Genomic DNA, 16,467 nt, shown 5'->3' with positions numbered 1-16,467 from the left:
CTACCTAAGCAAGGATTCTGCATGCACGCCGCAAACCCGCGTCGCGGGTACATCCTGGGCCTGAGCGCCTACATCATCTGGGGCCTGTTCCCCATCTATTTCAAGGCAATCCAGAACGTCCCGGCGGTCGAGATCATTGTCCACCGGGTGCTCTGGTCGGCGCTGTTCGGCTCGCTGCTGCTACTGGTGTGGAAACACCCGGGCTGGTGGCGCGAACTGCGCGACAACCCGCGCCGGCTGGGCATCCTCGCGCTGAGCGGAGCATTGATTGCGGGTAACTGGCTGACCTATGTGTGGTCGGTAAACAACGGCCGCATGCTCGAAGCCAGCCTGGGTTACTACATCAACCCGCTGATCAATGTGGTACTGGGCATGCTGATTCTTGGCGAGCGCCTGCGCCGCCTGCAATGGCTGGCGGTGGGCATGGCCGCCGTAGGCGTAGCCCAGCAGGTGTGGCAGGTAGGCAGCCTGCCTTGGGTGTCGCTGGTGCTGGCGCTGAGCTTCGGCTTCTACGGGCTGATTCGCAAACAGGCGCCGGTGGCGGCATTGCCGGGCTTGGTGGTGGAAACCTGGATGCTGGTGCCGCTGGCCCTTGGCTGGCTGCTACTGCACCCGGCGGCGATGAGTGCCCAGGGGGCGTTTTACACCAGCAGCGAAGCACTGTGGTTGATGGCGGCCGGGCCGGTGACGCTGATACCGCTGGTGTGCTTCAACGCTGCGGCCCGGCACCTGCCATATACCACCCTGGGCTTCCTGCAGTACCTGGCGCCGACGCTGGTATTGCTGCAGGCAGTGCTGTTGTTCGATGAGCATTTGTCGTCGAGCACGTTGGTGGCGTTCATGTTCATCTGGGCAGGTTTGGCGATCTATAGCGTCGATGCGTGGATGAGTTTGCGCAAGCGCAGCTGATCAAAAAACGATCAAAACTCTGCAGACCATGCGGTTCGTGGCCTGCAGCGACATCTCCAAAGGTTATCCACACCCTCGTCCCCGTGCTTTGTGCACAAGCTGCTGATTATTGGGTGTTTTTTGATCAAAACTGCGCAGGGCACAGAGGGCCTGGGGTGGAGAGGTACACCCCCAGGTTATCCACAGGGCCTTCCCCGTGATATCGGGATAACCGCAAGGGGCTGCGATGCAGCCCGTTCGCAGCACAAGGCTGCTCCTACAGTGAATCGCATAACTCCTGTAGGAGCAGCCTTGTGCTGCGAATGGGCCGCAAAGCGGCCCCGGCAATCCCGAATCAATCCTCCGCCCGCAACTTCAACTCCACCATCAAATCATCCGCCAGGCTCTCCAGCTTCTGCTGCAGTTCATCCAGCGAAAGGGTCAACGGCAGCGCGAGCAATGCATCGGCATGAAACAGTGGCTCGCTGCTCATCGGTGCCGGCCGCACCTCAGTGGTAAATCGCTCAAGGTTCACCCCAAGATCCGCCAGCAACCGGGTAATGTCCCGCACGATCCCCGGCCGGTCATTCCCCACCAGTTCCATGGCAATCGGCTTCCAGGTACACGACGGCTCGATGCCGCTCTCGGCAATCAGCACGCGAATGTCATACCGGGCCAGCCCCTGCAACGATGCCACCAGTTCAGCGTAATTCTCAGCCGGCACCGCCACCCGCAGGATGCCGGCAAACTGCCCGGCCATACGCGACATGCGGCTTTCCAGCCAGTTGCCACTGTGGTCGGCGATGCACTGGGCAATGCGTTCGACCTGGCCAGCCTTGTCAGGGGCGATAACAGTCAGTACAAGATGATCCACAAGCCCTTCCTCGTGTCGGACCGCGCCCGGCGGCAGAAAATCGGGGGATCGACTCAGTATAGGCAAGGCGCGGCAACCTGCCGCAGGGCGGCCAGCACAACGAATCGTGTACTGTTTCAAGATTTATCTGGAACAATCCACCTGTTTTTTGCGAACATACCCACTCCCAGCGTGACCATACGCGACCAACGGGTCGCATAACGGCGCTTTTAGTCTGATTTTGCCCCGCCTACTGCTTCATGTAGTATCCCGTGGCGCGGACTACAAAACGTCGTTTGGATGTCTGCCAAGGCGCCTGTGAAAATACGCACACTGCCTGCCGGCCCGTCTGGCAAGCCGCACCCAGCCGCGCCCGGTACAACCCGGGGGCACGCACTGGTGCCGTGTTTAGAGAAGCGCTACAGGCTTAATACAGAAGAGCGAAATAGCTGAGCAGAGTGAGGCAAGCAATGACTGGATACGTTCAAGTCGGTGGCCTTCAGGTCGCCAAGGTCCTGTACGACTTCGTGAACAACGAAGCCATCCCCGGGACCGGCATCGTCGCCGAGCAGTTCTGGGCGGGTGCAGAGAAGATCATCAATGACCTCGCTCCAAAGAACAAAGCCCTGCTCGCCAAGCGCGACGAGCTGCAAGCCAAGATCGACGCCTACCATCAGGCACGCAAAGGCCAGGCCCACGACGCCGTCGCCTATAAAGCATTCCTCCAGGAAATCGGCTACCTGCTGCCACAAGCCGACGATTTCCAGGCCACCACCCAGAACGTGGACGAAGAAATCGCCCACATGGCCGGCCCGCAGCTGGTGGTGCCGGTAATGAACGCCCGCTTCGCCCTGAACGCCGCCAACGCACGCTGGGGTTCGCTGTATGACGCCCTGTACGGCACCGACGCCATCAGCGATGAAGGCGGCGCCGAAAAAGGCCAGGGTTACAACAAGGTCCGTGGCGACAAGGTCATCGCCTTCGCCCGCGCCTTCCTCGACGAGGCTGCGCCACTGGCTGCCGGCTCGCACGTCGACTCCACCGGCTACCGCATCGAAGGCGGCAAGCTGGTTGTTGCCCTGAAAGGCGGCAGCAACAGCGGCCTGCGTGACGATGCCCAGCTCATCGGCTTCCACGGTGACGCCGCCGCACCAACCGCCGTGCTGCTCAAGCACAACGGCCTGCACTTCGAAATCCAGGTCGATGCCAACACCCCGGTTGGCAGCACCGACGCCGCCAGCGTGAAAGACATCCTGATGGAATCGGCACTGACCACCATCATGGACTGCGAAGACTCGGTTGCCGCCGTCGACGCCGACGACAAGGTTATCGTCTACCGCAACTGGCTGGGCCTGATGAAAGGCGACCTGGCCGAAACCGTGAGCAAGGGTGGCAAAACCTTCACCCGCACCATGAACCCGGACCGCGAGTACGCCGCGCCCAATGGCGGCAGCGTGACCCTGCACGGCCGTTCGCTGCTGTTCGTGCGTAACGTTGGCCACCTGATGACCAACCCGGCGATCCTCGATGCCCAGGGCAACGAAATCCCCGAAGGTATCCAGGACGGCCTGTTCACCAACCTGATCGCCCTGCACAACCTCAACGGCAACACCAGCCGCAAGAACACCCGCAGCGGCAGCGTGTACATCGTCAAGCCGAAGATGCATGGCCCGGAAGAAGTCGCTTTCGCCGCCGAAATCTTCAGCCAGGTCGAAGACCTGCTGGGCATGCCACGCAACACCGTCAAGGTCGGCATCATGGACGAGGAGCGCCGTACCACGGTCAACCTCAAGTCCTGCATCAAGGCTGCCGCCGAGCGCGTAGCGTTCATCAACACCGGTTTCCTCGACCGCACTGGTGATGAAATCCACACCTCGATGGAAGCCGGCGCCGTGGTGCGCAAAGGCGCCATGAAAAACGAGAAGTGGATCGGTGCCTACGAAAACAACAACGTCGACGTTGGCCTGGCCACCGGCCTGCAAGGCCGTGCGCAAATCGGCAAAGGCATGTGGGCCATGCCCGACCTGATGGCTGCCATGCTCGAGCAGAAGATCGCCCACCCGCTGGCCGGTGCCAACACCGCCTGGGTGCCGTCGCCGACTGCAGCCACCCTGCACGCCCTGCACTACCACAAGGTGGACGTGCAGGCGCGCCAGCGTGAGCTGGCCTCGCGTACCCCGGCATCGGTGGACGACATCCTCGCCATCCCGCTGGCCGCCGACACCAACTGGTCGGACGAAGAAATCCGCAACGAGCTGGACAACAACGCCCAGGGCATCCTCGGCTACGTGGTGCGCTGGATCGACCAGGGTGTGGGTTGCTCGAAGGTGCCGGACATCAACAACGTCGGCCTGATGGAAGACCGTGCCACCCTGCGCATTTCTGCCCAGTTGCTGGCCAACTGGCTGCGCCATGGCGTGGTCAGCCAGGATCAGGTGCTGGAAAGCCTCAAGCGCATGGCCGTGGTGGTCGACCAGCAGAACGCCGGTGACGCCCTGTACCGCCCGATGGCGCCGAACTTCGACGACAACGTCGCGTTCCAGGCGGCTGTAGAGTTGGTGGTGGAAGGTGGCAAGCAGCCGAACGGCTACACCGAGCCGGTGCTGCACCGCCGTCGCCGCGAGTTCAAGGCGCGTAACGGACTGTAAGTAACACCTGCGAACGGGGGCCGCTGTGCGGCCCATTCGCCGGCAAGCCAGCTCCCACAGGAACTGCACAGGCGTTGAAACCTGTGCGGTCCCTGTGGGAGCTGGCTTGCCGGCGATGAGGCCGGAACAGGCCACTACTTACTCGATCTTCAGTTCTTTCTTCACCAGTTCCAGCAGCTTGCCCAGGTCCACCGGCTTGAGCAGGAAATCCACCACCCCCAGGTGCATCACGTCCACCGCCTCTTTCACATCGGTGTCGCCCGACACCACGATGATCGACAACGCTGCGCGCTCCGACTCGCGAATCTGCCGGATCAGGTCCAGACCGTCCTCTGGCTGCATGCGCAAATCGGTGATCATCAAAGCAATCCGTTGCTGGTAATGCAGGTACAACCTGGCTTCTTCGGCCCCGTCCGCCCCCACCGCATCAATGCCCCTGCTTTTCAGGTAAAGGATCAGTGCCTCGCGGTTCACCGCGTTGTCATCCACCACAAGCACCAACGGCCTGGGCGCCACAGGCGCACTTACCACGGCCAAGGCCTCACGCTCGGCGTCGCTCAGGATGTCGGTGTGCTCAGGCATGCTCATCTCGTCAAAAAAATTCCGCTTCAGCCTTAGGACCACATTACTCGCGTAACCCGTTTCGCCTTTCGTCGGGTCTTTGACAGGGGCGTTCATAGACTTACGTCCAATGGGCACCACCCCGCCGCAAGCCGACCATGGAGGCAGAGAACAACAAGGCCGGCACCTATATATAGATATATATAGTTCGGCGTAGCGATACGGTCAGTTTCATGAGCAAAAAGGACGCCTACAGCCAGGCGGGCAGGACAGCAGTACTGCAGAACATCCAAGGCACCCTGCAGTTCCTGCAGCGCTTTCCGCCGTTCAACCAGATGGAGCACAGCCACCTGGCCTACCTGGTCGAGCAGTGCCAGCTGCGCTTCTATGCCTGCGGCGAAAGCATCGTCAAACCTGCCGACGGGCCGGTCGAGCACTTCTACATCGTCAAACAGGGCCGCGTGGTTGGCGAGCGCCAGCACCTGGTCAAGCCTGGCGTGGAAACCACTTTCGAAATCACCAGTGGCGAGTGCTTCCCGCTGGCCGCCCTGCTGGGCGAGCGAGCCACCCGCACCGAGCACCTGGCCGGTGAAGATACCTTCTGCCTGCAGTTGAACAAGGCCGCGTTCATCCGCGTGTTCTCGATGTCTGAAGTGTTTCGGGATTTTGCCCTGCGCGGGGTCAGCAGCCTGCTCGACCAGGTCAACCAGCAGGTACGACAGCGCGCTGTGGAAACCCTCGGCACCCAGTATTCGCTGAACACGCCCTTGGGTGAGCTGGCCATGCGTCACCCGGTGGTGTGCACGGCACAAACCCCGCTGCGCGAAGCCGTACGACTGATGCACGAGCAGCAGGTCGGCAGCATCGTGGTGGTCGACGCGCAGCGCTACCCCACCGGCATCTTCACCCTGCGCGACCTGCGCCAGGTGGTGGCCTCGGCGGATGCCGACCTGGGCGCGCCCATCGAGCGGCACATGACGGTCAAGCCCTTCTACCTCAGCCCTCAGGCCAGCGCCTTCGACGCGGCCATGGCCATGACCGAGCGGCATATCGCCCACGTGTGCCTGGTAGAAAACCGGCGCTTGTGCGGGGTGGTTTCCGAGCGTGACCTGTTCTCGCTGCAACGGGTAGACCTGGTGCACCTGGCGCGCACCATCCGCCATGCGCCTCGGCTGGACACCCTGGTCTCGCTGCGCGGGGAGATCAGCCAACTTGTGGAGCGCATGCTGGCCCATGGCGCATCGTCCACGCAGATCACCCAGATCATCACCCTGCTCAACGACCACACCGTGTGCCGGGTGATCGAGCTGGCGCTGGCCGAGCGCGGCGACCCGGGCGTGCCGTTCAGCTGGTTGTGCTTTGGCAGCGAAGGGCGCCGCGAGCAGACCCTGCACACCGACCAGGACAACGGCATCCTCTTCGAAGCCGCCGACAGCGCTGAAGCCGACGCCATCCGTGCCCGCCTGCTGCCGCTGGCGCAGTACATCAACCAGTGCCTGGCCCAGTGCGGCTTTACCCTGTGCAAGGGCAACGTCATGGCCGGCAACCCTGACCTGTGCCTGTCGCGCAGCGAGTGGGCACGGCGCTTTGCCGGCTTTGTTCGTGAAGCCAGCCCGGAGAACCTGCTGGGTTCGAGCATCTACTTCGACCTGCGCGTGGTGTGGGGCGATGAGCAAGGTTGCGAACAACTGCGCCAACGCCTGTTGGACCAAGTGGCCGACAACCGCATCTTCCAGCGCATGCTGGCCGAAAACGCCTTGCGCCAGCGCCCGCCGGTGGGCCGCCTGCGCGAGTTCGTGCTGACCCGCCAGGGCAATGACAAGGCCGCCACCCTAGACCTCAAGGTTCAGGGCCTGACGCCATTCGTCGACGGTGCCCGGCTATTGGCGTTGGCCAATGGCGTCGGTGCCTGCAACACCCTGGAGCGGCTGCGCCAGCTGGTGGCCAAGGGCGTGATCGAGCCACTGGATGGCGCGGCCTATGAAGAGGCTTACCACTTCATCCAGCAAACCCGCATGCAGCAGCACCAGCGCCAGGCTCGCGACAACCTGCCTTACTCCAACCGCCTCGACCCGGACAGCCTCAACCACCTGGACCGGCGCATCCTGCGCGAGGCGCTGCGCCAGGCCCAGCGCCTGCAAAGCAGCCTGGCCCTGCGGTACCAGCTATGAGCCTGTTCACCTGGCTGCGCCCCAGCGCGCCCGAACTGGACCCCGCCACACGCCAGCGCCTGAGCCGGTTACCCAAGCCCACGCCGCTGGGGGTATGCACCCTGCGTGAACAGCGCTGGGTGGTGCTGGACCTGGAAACCAGCGGGCTCAACCCCAACCGGGACCAGGTATTGTCGATTGGCGCAGTGGCCATCGAAGACGGCGCCATCGATTTTGCCCAGCAGTTCGAACGCACCCTGCACAGGCCTTTACAGAAGACCAACGCCAGCGTGCTAATCCATGGCCTGGGCCCTGGCGCCTTGGCCGCCGGTTGCGACCCGGCCGAGGCCCTGCTCGACTTGCTCGATTTCATTGGCAACAGCCCGGTGCTGGCGTTTCATGCGCCCTTCGACCAGCGCATGCTGGCCCGTGCGCTGAAGGAGAGCCTTGGGCATCGTCTGCAGTCACTGTTCCTCGACGTTGCCGAACTGGCGCCGATGCTAAACCCCGACACGGTGCTGCGCGAGGCCGGGCTGGATGACTGGGTGGCGCGGTTTGGTTTGCAGGTGGAAGAGCGCCACCATGCCAGTGCCGATGCCCAGGTGACTGCTGAACTGGCGCTGATCCTGTTCAGCCAGGCCCGGCGCCAGCAGCTGGACAGCCCGTTGCAACTGGAGCAGCGGTTGCGTGGGTGGCGGCGGCGCAAAGCACAAAGTCATGGCCTGTAGCTTTGCATTGGCCTGACTGGCCCAATCGCCGGCAAGCCAGCTCCCACGGTACTGCACAACCCCTGAAAAGTACTCGACACCTGCTCCACAGGGACTGCACAACACCCCGAAATTACTCGACACCTGCTCCACAGGGCTGCACACAAGGCTTGAAAATCATACGATCCCTGTGGGAGCTGGCTTGCCGGCGATTGGGCCATCAGCCTTTTCCATGGTGGCAATCCGATAAGCGTCCATTGCACCCACCCCCTCCCCTCTGCAACAATCGCGAATAATTATCGTTAGTTAATGCATTCGTTCCGGGGGGACGCTGCTTGTCTTCAGCACAGAGCCCACACGCCGATCTGGTCGGTGCGCTGTACCGCGACCACCGCGGCTGGTTGCTCGCCTGGCTGCAACGCAGCATGGCCTGCCGCCAACGTGCCGAAGACCTGAGCCAGGACACCTTCGTGCGCCTGCTCGGCCGTGAGCAGCTGGACACGCCCCGCGAACCCCGTGCGTTCCTGGCCGCCGTGGCCAAAGGGCTGATGTTCGACCACTTTCGCCGCGCCGCGCTGGAACAGGCCTACCTGGTCGAGCTGGCGCTTATCCCGGAAGCCGAACAACCTTCCCCGGAAGTGCAGCTGCTGATCCTCGAAGACCTCAAGGCCATCGACCGGCTGCTCGGCAAGCTGTCGAGCAAGGCCCGCGCGGCATTCCTGCACAACCGCCTGGACGGCATGGGCCATGCCGAAATCGCCGAGCGCATGGGCGTTTCGGTATCGCGGGTACGCCAGTACATCGCCCAAGGCATGCGCCAGTGCTATGTGGCCCTGTACGGGGAACCGACGTGAGCAATGCACCGGTTTCGTCCCAGGTACTGGAAGCCGCCATCGCCTGGAAACTCAGCCTCGGCGGCGCCAGCGGCACGCCCGATGAACGCAACGAATTCATGCGCTGGCATGCCGCCAGCGAAGAACACGCGCGTGCCTGGCGCCAGCTCGGCGCCATGGACCAGCGTGTCAGCGCCGCGGCCGGCCCGGCACGCCAGGCGTTGCTGCAATCACGCGCCGGCCTGCGTCGACGCATCAGCAAAGCGGGCAGCGGGCTTGCTGGCATGTTCCTGCTCGGCTCGCTGCTGGCGTGGGTCGGCGCACCGTCGCTGGCCCCAAGCTACTGGCTGGCCGACCAGCGCACGGCCACGGGCGAACTGCGAACCCTGCGCCTGGAAGACGGCACACTGCTGAGCCTGAACACGCACACCGCCGTAGACATCGACTACGCGGGCGAGCAGCGGGTAATCGTGCTGCACCAGGGCGAGATCTCGGTTGAAACCGGCCACCAGGACCCACGCCCGCTGCTGGTACGCACCGACGACGGTCGCCTGCGCCCCCTTGGCACGCGCTTCCTCGTGCGCCGCGAAGCCGCCGGTACACGCCTGGAAGTACTGCAAGCCTCGGTCGCAGCCATGCCGCACAACAGTGGCGACGAGCAAGTGCTGCGCGAAGGCCAGCAGGTACTGATGAACGCCAACGGCCTCGGCCAGGTCGGCGCAGTACCGGTCGGGGCCGATGCCTGGACCCGCGGCATGCTGGTGGTGGACAACGTGCGGCTGGGCGACTTGCTGGCCGCACTGGGCAAGTACCGCAGCGGCTACCTGGGGGTAGACGAGCAAGTCGCCGACCTGCGCGTGACCGGCAGCTTCCCGCTGACCAACACCGACTTGGCGCTGGAGTCGTTGGTGCCGGCCTTGCCGGTGAAGATCGAGCGGCATACCCAGTGGTGGGTGAACGTCGTTCCCAAGTAGACCTGTAACGGCCTCTTCGCGGGTGAACCCGCTCCCACAGGTGTTTCACAGTGCCTGACCCCGTGGGGTCCCTGTGGGAGCGGGTTCACCCGCGAAGAGGCCAGTGCAGGCAAATACACATTTCAAATAATTCTCAATATTTTTCAGATTCACCCTGTCACTTTTCAATTCTCGCTCGGCAAGGAAGCAGCAAGCACTTACCCGTCGAGGAACCGCCGCATGTCCCGTGCCGTTGATCGTATCCTGCGCCCCAGTTTGATGGCCCTGGCCATCGGCCTGGCTGCCCCGCTGACCAGCCCTGCCTTGTTCGCCGCCGAGCTATCCACGCCGCGCGCCTACAACCTGCCCAGCGCGCCGCTAGCCACCACCCTCAACCAGATCGCCAGCCAGGCCGGCATTGCCCTGGCCATCGACCCGGCACTGGTAAGCGGCCGCACCTCGGCCCCGGTAAGCGGCCAGTACGACGGCCTCGGCGCCCTGCAAGCGGCCCTGCGCGGTACCGGCCTGCAGTTGCAACAGAGCAGCGTGGGTAGCTACAGCCTGGTGGCCGTGCCGGACGGCACACTGGCACTACCGGAAACCACCGTGGACGCCGCCAGCGTTTCTGAAAGTGCCTGGGGCCCGGTAGAGGGTTACCTGGCCAAGCGCACCGCCGCTGGCACCAAGACCGACACCGCGCTGGTGGAGGCCCCGCGTTCCATCTCCATCGCCACCCGCGAGCAGATGAAAGACCGCGGTGTGCACAGCCTGGATGACGCCGTGCGCTACATGCCCGGCATCGTGTCGGCCAGCTTCGGCAGCGACACGCGCTATGACTGGATGCGCGTGCGCGGCTTCGAGCCCACCCAGTTCCTCGATGGCCTGCCGCTGCCACGCGGCGTGTACGCCAACCCGAAAGCCGAAACCTGGAACCTCGACCGCCTCGCCCTGCTGCGTGGCCCGGCCTCCTCGATCTATGGCCAAACCCCGCCCGGCGGCCTGCTGGACATGGTCAGCCGTCGCCCGCAAGCCGAAAGCGAGCACGAGATCGAACTGCAGTACGGCAGCGACAACCACCGCCAGATCAACTTTGCCAGCACTGGCAAGATCGACGATGAAGGCCGCTTCCTGTACGGCGTCAGCGGTGTGATCCGCGACGGCGGCACGCAGATCGACCACATCGACGACAAGCGCTACAACATCGCCCCGAGCCTGACCTGGAACATTGACGAAGACACCACGCTGACCTTCCTCACCCAGTTCACCCGCGACGATACCGGCGCCACCAGCCAGTTCCGGCCAATCCAGGGCACCAAGATCGACATGCCGTTCGGCAAGATCTCGCACCACAAGAACCTGGGTGACCCGGACTACGAATTCTACGACCGTACCTACTACGCCCTGGGCTACGCCTTCGAACACCGCATCAACGACGTGTGGCAGTTCCGTCAGAATTTGCGTTATACCAAGACAGACCTGGCGTTCCAGACCATCACACCAGGCAGCTACTACCAGCCCGGTGGCCCGGTGAAGGACGATGGCACGGTAAGCCGCATGTCCACCAACACTGACGAAGACATCAGCCAGTTCGCCGTGGACAACAACTTCCAGGCAGATTTCGCCACCGGCGACATCACCCACACCCTGCTGCTCGGCCTGGACCACCAGCGCATCAACACCAACTACCTGTCGATCTTCGGCTTCAACGTGCCGGACAGCAACGTCAACAACCCGGTCTACGGGGTGCCGATCACCCGCCCGGACCGCTCGACGGCGTTCTACGACTACAACCAGAAATCCCGCCAGACCGGCCTGTATGTTCAGGACCAGATGGCGCTCGGCAACTGGCGCCTGACCTTGGGCGGTCGTGAGGACTGGGTACATACCGGTACCAGGTATCTCAACCAGGGTGATGCCACCAATACCCAGCGCGACAAGAAGTTCAGCGGCAACGCGGCTCTCAGCTACGTGTTCGATTCGGGCTTCGTGCCGTACCTTTCGTATGCCGAGTCCTTCCAACCTGCCAGCAATGCCAGCGCTTCTGCGACCGAGTCGTTCAAGCCGACCGAGGGCCAGCAGTGGGAGTTGGGCGTCAAGTACCAGCCACCGGGCTCCAACACGCTGCTGTCGGCAGCTGTCTATGACCTGACCCAGAAGAACGTCGCGGTCACCAACAACGTGGGTGGCGTAACCGTCACCAGCCAGAGCGGCGAAGTGAAAGTCCACGGCCTTGAGCTTGAAGCGGTTTCCGACGTTACCGAAAACCTGAAAGTGATTGCCGCTTACACCCTGGCCAAATCTGAAGTGCAGGACGGCCTCTACAAAGGTAACCGCCTGCAATTGATGCCTAACCAGCAAGCCTCGGTATGGAGTGACTACACCTGGCACTCCGGCGTGCTCGACGGCTTCGGCATCGGCCTGGGCGCGCGTTATACCGGCAATACCTACGGTGACCAGGCCAATACCTACCTGGGCAAGGCCAAGGCCTACACCGTGTTCGATGCGTCGGTGCATTACGACCTGGGTCGCCTGGACAGCAGCCTGAAGGGCGCATCGGTGGCGGTCAATGCCACCAACTTGCTGAACAAGGATTACCTCTCTACCTGTGACTCGTACTACTGCTACTACGGCGATGAGCGCAGTGTTGTCGCCAGCGCCACTTACAAGTTCTGAGTGAACGGGGGCCGCTTTGCGGCCCCCGTTCCAACAGACAAAAATCGGTACCGTGATGAAAAGCCCAACCATCCGCCGCTGGTCCGTGATCCATACCTGGAGCAGCCTGGTCTGTACCCTGTTCCTGTTGCTGCTGGCACTCACCGGCCTGCCGCTGATCTTCCACCACGAACTCGAACACCTGCTCGGCGACGCCCCCGAACTGCGTGAAATGCCAGCTGGCACCCCGCACCTCGACCTGCAGCAGCTTGTACTGAAAGCCGAGCAACACCGTCCCGGCGAGGTGGTGCAGTACTTCGGCTATGAGGAGGACGAACCCAACGGCGTGGTGGCCATCACCGCCGCTACCGCTGGCACCGACCCCAACCTGTCGCACACCTTCATGCTCGACGCCCGCACCGGCGAAGCAGTGGCCATGCCGGCTGCCAATGGCGGCTTCATGATGATCATGCTGCGCCTGCACGTGGACATGTTCGCCGGCCTGCCCGGCAAGCTGCTACTGGCCTTAATGGGCGTGCTGTTCATCGTCGCGATTGTCTCCGGCACCGTGCTCTATGCGCCGTTCATGCGCCGTCTGGCGTTCGGCACCGTGCGCCACGAAAAGTCCCGCCGCCTGCGCTGGCTCGACCTGCACAACCTGATCGGCGCAGTTACCCTGGCCTGGGCGTTGACCGTGGGCGTAACGGGCGTGATCAGTGCCCTGTCCGACCTGGTCATCGCGGCCTGGCGTAACGACAGCCTGGCAGCGATGGTTGCCCCCTACCGCGACGCGCCGCCGCTCGTCGATCGCGCCCCAGCCACTCGCCTGCTGGAAATTGCCGAACAGGCCGCCCCCGGCATGCGCCCGGACTTCATCGCTTTTCCAGGCACGCGGTTCTCCAGCGAGCACCACTATGCGGTATTCATGAACGGTGCCACACACCTGAGTTCTCACCTGTTCACGCCGGTATTGATCGATGCTCGCACCCTTGCTGTGACTGCCGTAGGCGACCGTCCCTGGTACATGGATGCCATGGGCCTGTCGCAGCCGTTGCATTTTGGCGATTACGGCGGGCGACCGATGCAAATCCTCTGGGCTTTGCTGGACGTGCTGACAATCATCGTGCTCGGCAGCGGCCTCTACCTGTGGTGGGGCAAGCAGCGCAAACCCAGGGAGGTGCGCGCATGAGCCACAGGTCGCAATCCACTGCACGCCTCTTCGCCTGGCCAGCGTTGATTGCCATGCTTGGGTTACTGGGCCTGTTCGCCGCACTGCTTGGCGACGGTGGCTGGGACGTTCTGGCATGGGCCGGCCTGGGCCTGCCGGCCCTGTTGAGCCTGCGCGGGCTGCTCTGGCGTCGCGGGCGCTAGCCCGCTACCGCCACGCAACCGCAGGTATTGCCAAGCATGGGGTTTTCCTCAACCAAGGACCCGCCCCATGCGCCCCCTCGAACAACTGGAACAGATCGACCGACAGATCAGTGACCTGCTCGGCGGCCTTCCGACGATTGCCCTTCAGCACCCCATCAACCCCGACACACGCACCTGGTTGCACGGCGAAGTGGCCAGCTTCTGGACCACGGCCGATGAGCAAGGCGAAACCCCAAGACAAAAGCTGCTGGCACTGCGCAAGGCGCTGATGCTGGCCGAGGTTGAATTGCGCCTGGGCGACGAGACCTTGGGCTACCGCTCAGCCGATCAACTATGGGCCTGCCTGCAACAGCCACTACCCTCCCAGCGCAGGCATATGCCCCTGGCCAAAAGGCCACAGGTCTACCGCGTTCTGCTGGAAGGCCTACGGCCCAACTGGCGAAGCTACCTGCCAGGCACACTGATCATCGTTGCCGGCACCGCCGAGGGCCCTATGCTTACACCCGAGGATGCCGCAGGCATGGCGTTGCTGTGCAGCCTCTCACAAGGCATTGAGGCCTTCGAGTCCCTTGCCGCACTGCACCAGGAGCTTTGCGAACGCCTGGAAGACCCACTCCAGAGCAAACCGCTGCTGCATCTGTACACTGACGCGCAGGCGGACCGCGTGCGGCTGTCACAGCGCCTGCGCTATGACTGGTACGCCGATAGCCTGCTGGAGGCCCAGATCGACAGTGTGATAGAAGCCCAGCGCCAACGCTTGAGTGACACCGGCTTGTGGAGCAGCTCACCCCACCAGCACACCCGAATACATAAAGCCATGGAGCTCTGGCACGAAGTCGGCGCCAAACCCATCCTGCAGACACGTTACTCCCGATTGCTTGAGAAGAACCTGCCGAACTGGCTGCGCAATACATCTGCGCAAGGCCTGAGCCATATGATGCAGGCGATGCAAGAGCTGGTGGCAATCGCCGAGCAGGCTGCCGCCCCGGGGGTGCTGAGCTTCAACGACTTCCAGCAACGCAATAGCCTGCTGGGCTGGGCCAACGCACGCCTTCGCGAGCGGCTGCGCCATGACCTGGGGTACGCCGCAGATCCCCGCGATATCAAGATCGTGGTCGTGCGTGCCCGCCGCACTGGCGCCGTCATGCATCCCTTCGCCATCTCATCCTATGTCACCTATGCAGGCATGCGGCGCGTGGGCGACGAGATGGTCGAAATGGTCGAGGAAATCAACACCCTCGAAGAGATCGCCCTCAAGAACTTGCCGTGGTTCGATACCGACTACTGGCTTACTGCCCGGGTGATCCATGCCCATGGCAAAGCCATGCCCGCCGGGCTCACGCCGCAGTATGTCAAGCACATGGTCCGGGAACTGAACGTGGGTGACAGTTACGCAGAGTACCTGCGCACCCAACTCATCAGTTCCAGAGCGGGCAAATGGCGCCTCACTGCGCACAGCAAGGTCAACCGTGCACGCATGCACGCTGAAGCAGTCAAGGCGCGCTACGCAGGGCACTTTGGCGAAGACCCTTTCGAACATGGCTACAACTGGGTGCGCGCAGTGCTGGACCAACCACACAATGCCTTGCGTGCGCCGGTAGCAGGCTACCCGGTCACTGTCCGGCAGCTGAACATCATGGGCCATACCCTGCAGGGGGTGCTTCTGCTCAACAGCCTCACCTACAAGTCTCCTGCATGTGTGCTGTACACCCCGGATGCCCCCGACCGCAGGGCCTGGCGGCGTTTCCGAACAACCCGCGAACTGCTTCGCACATTGCGCCAACAGCCCGCATTAAGAGCATACGTAGCCCAACGCCTGCCATTGCTACCTGCCGTCACGGTGCAGCGGCTGCTGGACAAGGGGCGCATGAGCACGCATTTGACGACACCTGAGATCAAGGACGACCTTTTCTTCGTTTACTACATGGCCGAAGCCCGGGCGCTGATCGCTCAGGCCGATGCCGACAGCATGACGACCAGGGAAGTGAACGTGGAATCGGTCATGGCGCTGAGCTGGCGCTTACTGGACTTCATCAGCCTGCTGCTGCCGAACCGTGCGCTGCTGGTGCTGTCGATCGGCCGCATGGCAATCGATATCTTGGATGGCGCCGAGGCCTTCAAGCAAGAGGATGTCGAAGGGGTGATGCGGCATGCGTATCAGGCGCTTAGCCACCTCAACGACGCAGGTACCAGTTTTCTGGGTTCCAGAGTGCTACGCCGATCCCTGCGCGGGATCCCCAAACAACCGCCACTGCCGCTGCCCGCACGCCAACAGGTACAACCGGGCAGCAGCAGCCTGCGCTATCGCATAGACGGTATCTACGGTGAAGGTGTATACGAGCAAAGCTCGGTGTTTGGCGGGCAATCGCTGTACTTCGTCAAGGACAACGACAACCGCTATTATCAGGTCAGCTTCGATGGCTACCGCTGGCGGGTCATCGACCCTGGCCAGCCAGACGCCTACCTGCAGCAGCCGCTCAAGCGCAAGGCCGACGGGCAGTGGGTCATCGACTCACCGGTACTCTGGCACGACGGGCTGCCCGACCTTAAGCAGTTACTGCAAGACTGCTACCTGCAGGTGCCTGTGGCTGGCCTGCCACTGAATATCGAACAAGGGCTCTTCGAGGCTGACGACCAGTTGTACCTGGGGCTCGAGAACGGGCAGTTGCCGGTGCGCCGCCACCTGCTGCCGAATCATTACCACTTGCAGATGGCTAGCCCCGACAACGCCGGGGTGGTGCCGTGGGCGGTGATGCGTCACGAAAGCGGCCAGTGGCTGATACGCGTTCGCCAGGCAGGGCGCAGCAGTGACTGGCTGACGCTGCCAGACCAACCACCGCCAGCCCAATGA

Annotated in this window: 12 protein-coding genes; 10 read left to right on the top strand and 2 right to left on the bottom strand. The window is 63.0% G+C overall.

What is annotated here, in order from left to right; genetic code table 11:
• The first annotated feature begins 21 nt into the window (after positions 1-21).
• Entirely contained in the window at positions 22-909 is an 888-nt protein-coding gene (rarD, locus tag ACN6NG_RS01745; RefSeq protein WP_063424384.1) for an EamA family transporter RarD, read from the top strand.
• Between the two features lie 334 nt (positions 910-1,243).
• On the opposite strand, the gene ACN6NG_RS01740 is transcribed toward rarD, so the two are convergent.
• Positions 1,244-1,762, bottom strand: coding sequence for a glycine cleavage system transcriptional repressor (locus ACN6NG_RS01740; protein WP_016484572.1), 519 nt, complete (start codon positions 1,760-1,762; stop codon positions 1,244-1,246).
• A gap of 449 nt (positions 1,763-2,211) precedes the next feature.
• Between ACN6NG_RS01740 and ACN6NG_RS01735 the strand changes: the two genes are divergently transcribed.
• Positions 2,212-4,389: a malate synthase G gene (locus tag ACN6NG_RS01735; RefSeq protein WP_197898032.1), complete on the top strand. Its 2,178-nt coding sequence runs from the start codon at positions 2,212-2,214 to the stop codon at positions 4,387-4,389.
• Positions 4,390-4,527: 138 nt separating this feature from the next.
• Here ACN6NG_RS01735 and ACN6NG_RS01730 read toward each other — a convergent pair whose 3' ends face one another.
• Positions 4,528-5,067 (bottom strand): response regulator, encoded by a 540-nt coding sequence (locus ACN6NG_RS01730; protein WP_063425413.1) that lies wholly within the window; start codon positions 5,065-5,067, stop codon positions 4,528-4,530.
• 116 nt (positions 5,068-5,183) lie between these two features.
• Here ACN6NG_RS01730 and ACN6NG_RS01725 point away from each other — a divergent pair, with 116 nt between their 5' ends.
• From ACN6NG_RS01725 to ACN6NG_RS01690, 8 genes are all read left to right on the top strand, one after another.
• Entirely contained in the window at positions 5,184-7,121 is a 1,938-nt protein-coding gene (locus ACN6NG_RS01725) for a DUF294 nucleotidyltransferase-like domain-containing protein (RefSeq protein WP_341797367.1), read from the top strand.
• Positions 7,118-7,828 carry a 3'-5' exonuclease gene (locus ACN6NG_RS01720; protein ID WP_016497660.1) on the top strand — a complete coding sequence of 237 codons (711 nt, stop codon included), beginning with the start codon at positions 7,118-7,120 and terminating at the stop codon, positions 7,826-7,828. Before ACN6NG_RS01725 ends, ACN6NG_RS01720 begins: the two co-directional genes overlap by 4 nt.
• A 314-nt stretch (positions 7,829-8,142) precedes the next feature.
• Positions 8,143-8,661 carry an RNA polymerase sigma factor gene (locus ACN6NG_RS01715; RefSeq protein ID WP_474312842.1) on the top strand — a complete coding sequence of 173 codons (519 nt, stop codon included), beginning with the start codon at positions 8,143-8,145 and terminating at the stop codon, positions 8,659-8,661.
• Complete coding sequence (locus tag ACN6NG_RS01710; RefSeq protein WP_353456152.1) at positions 8,658-9,614, top strand: FecR family protein; 957 nt, start codon at positions 8,658-8,660, stop codon at positions 9,612-9,614. Before ACN6NG_RS01715 ends, ACN6NG_RS01710 begins: the two co-directional genes overlap by 4 nt.
• Before the next feature lie 219 nt (positions 9,615-9,833).
• Positions 9,834-12,266, top strand: coding sequence for a TonB-dependent siderophore receptor (locus tag ACN6NG_RS01705; protein ID WP_063425407.1), 2,433 nt, complete (start codon positions 9,834-9,836; stop codon positions 12,264-12,266).
• Positions 12,267-12,321: 55 nt separating this feature from the next.
• Complete coding sequence (locus ACN6NG_RS01700; RefSeq protein ID WP_353456153.1) at positions 12,322-13,434, top strand: PepSY-associated TM helix domain-containing protein; 1,113 nt, start codon at positions 12,322-12,324, stop codon at positions 13,432-13,434.
• A complete protein-coding gene (locus ACN6NG_RS01695) occupies positions 13,431-13,616 on the top strand; it encodes a hypothetical protein (RefSeq protein ID WP_063425403.1) in 186 nt (61 codons plus the stop codon). Before ACN6NG_RS01700 ends, ACN6NG_RS01695 begins: the two co-directional genes overlap by 4 nt.
• Positions 13,617-13,683: 67 nt before the next feature.
• The gene (locus ACN6NG_RS01690) at positions 13,684-16,467 is read left to right on the top strand and encodes a dermonecrotic toxin domain-containing protein (protein ID WP_353456154.1); all 2,784 of its coding nucleotides are present in this window, start codon (positions 13,684-13,686) and stop codon (positions 16,465-16,467) included.

The organism is Pseudomonas sp. TSO6 (assembly GCF_056098905.1).
Note: the sequence above shows the minus strand (reverse complement) of the source record. Positions and strands in the feature narration are given on the sequence as shown.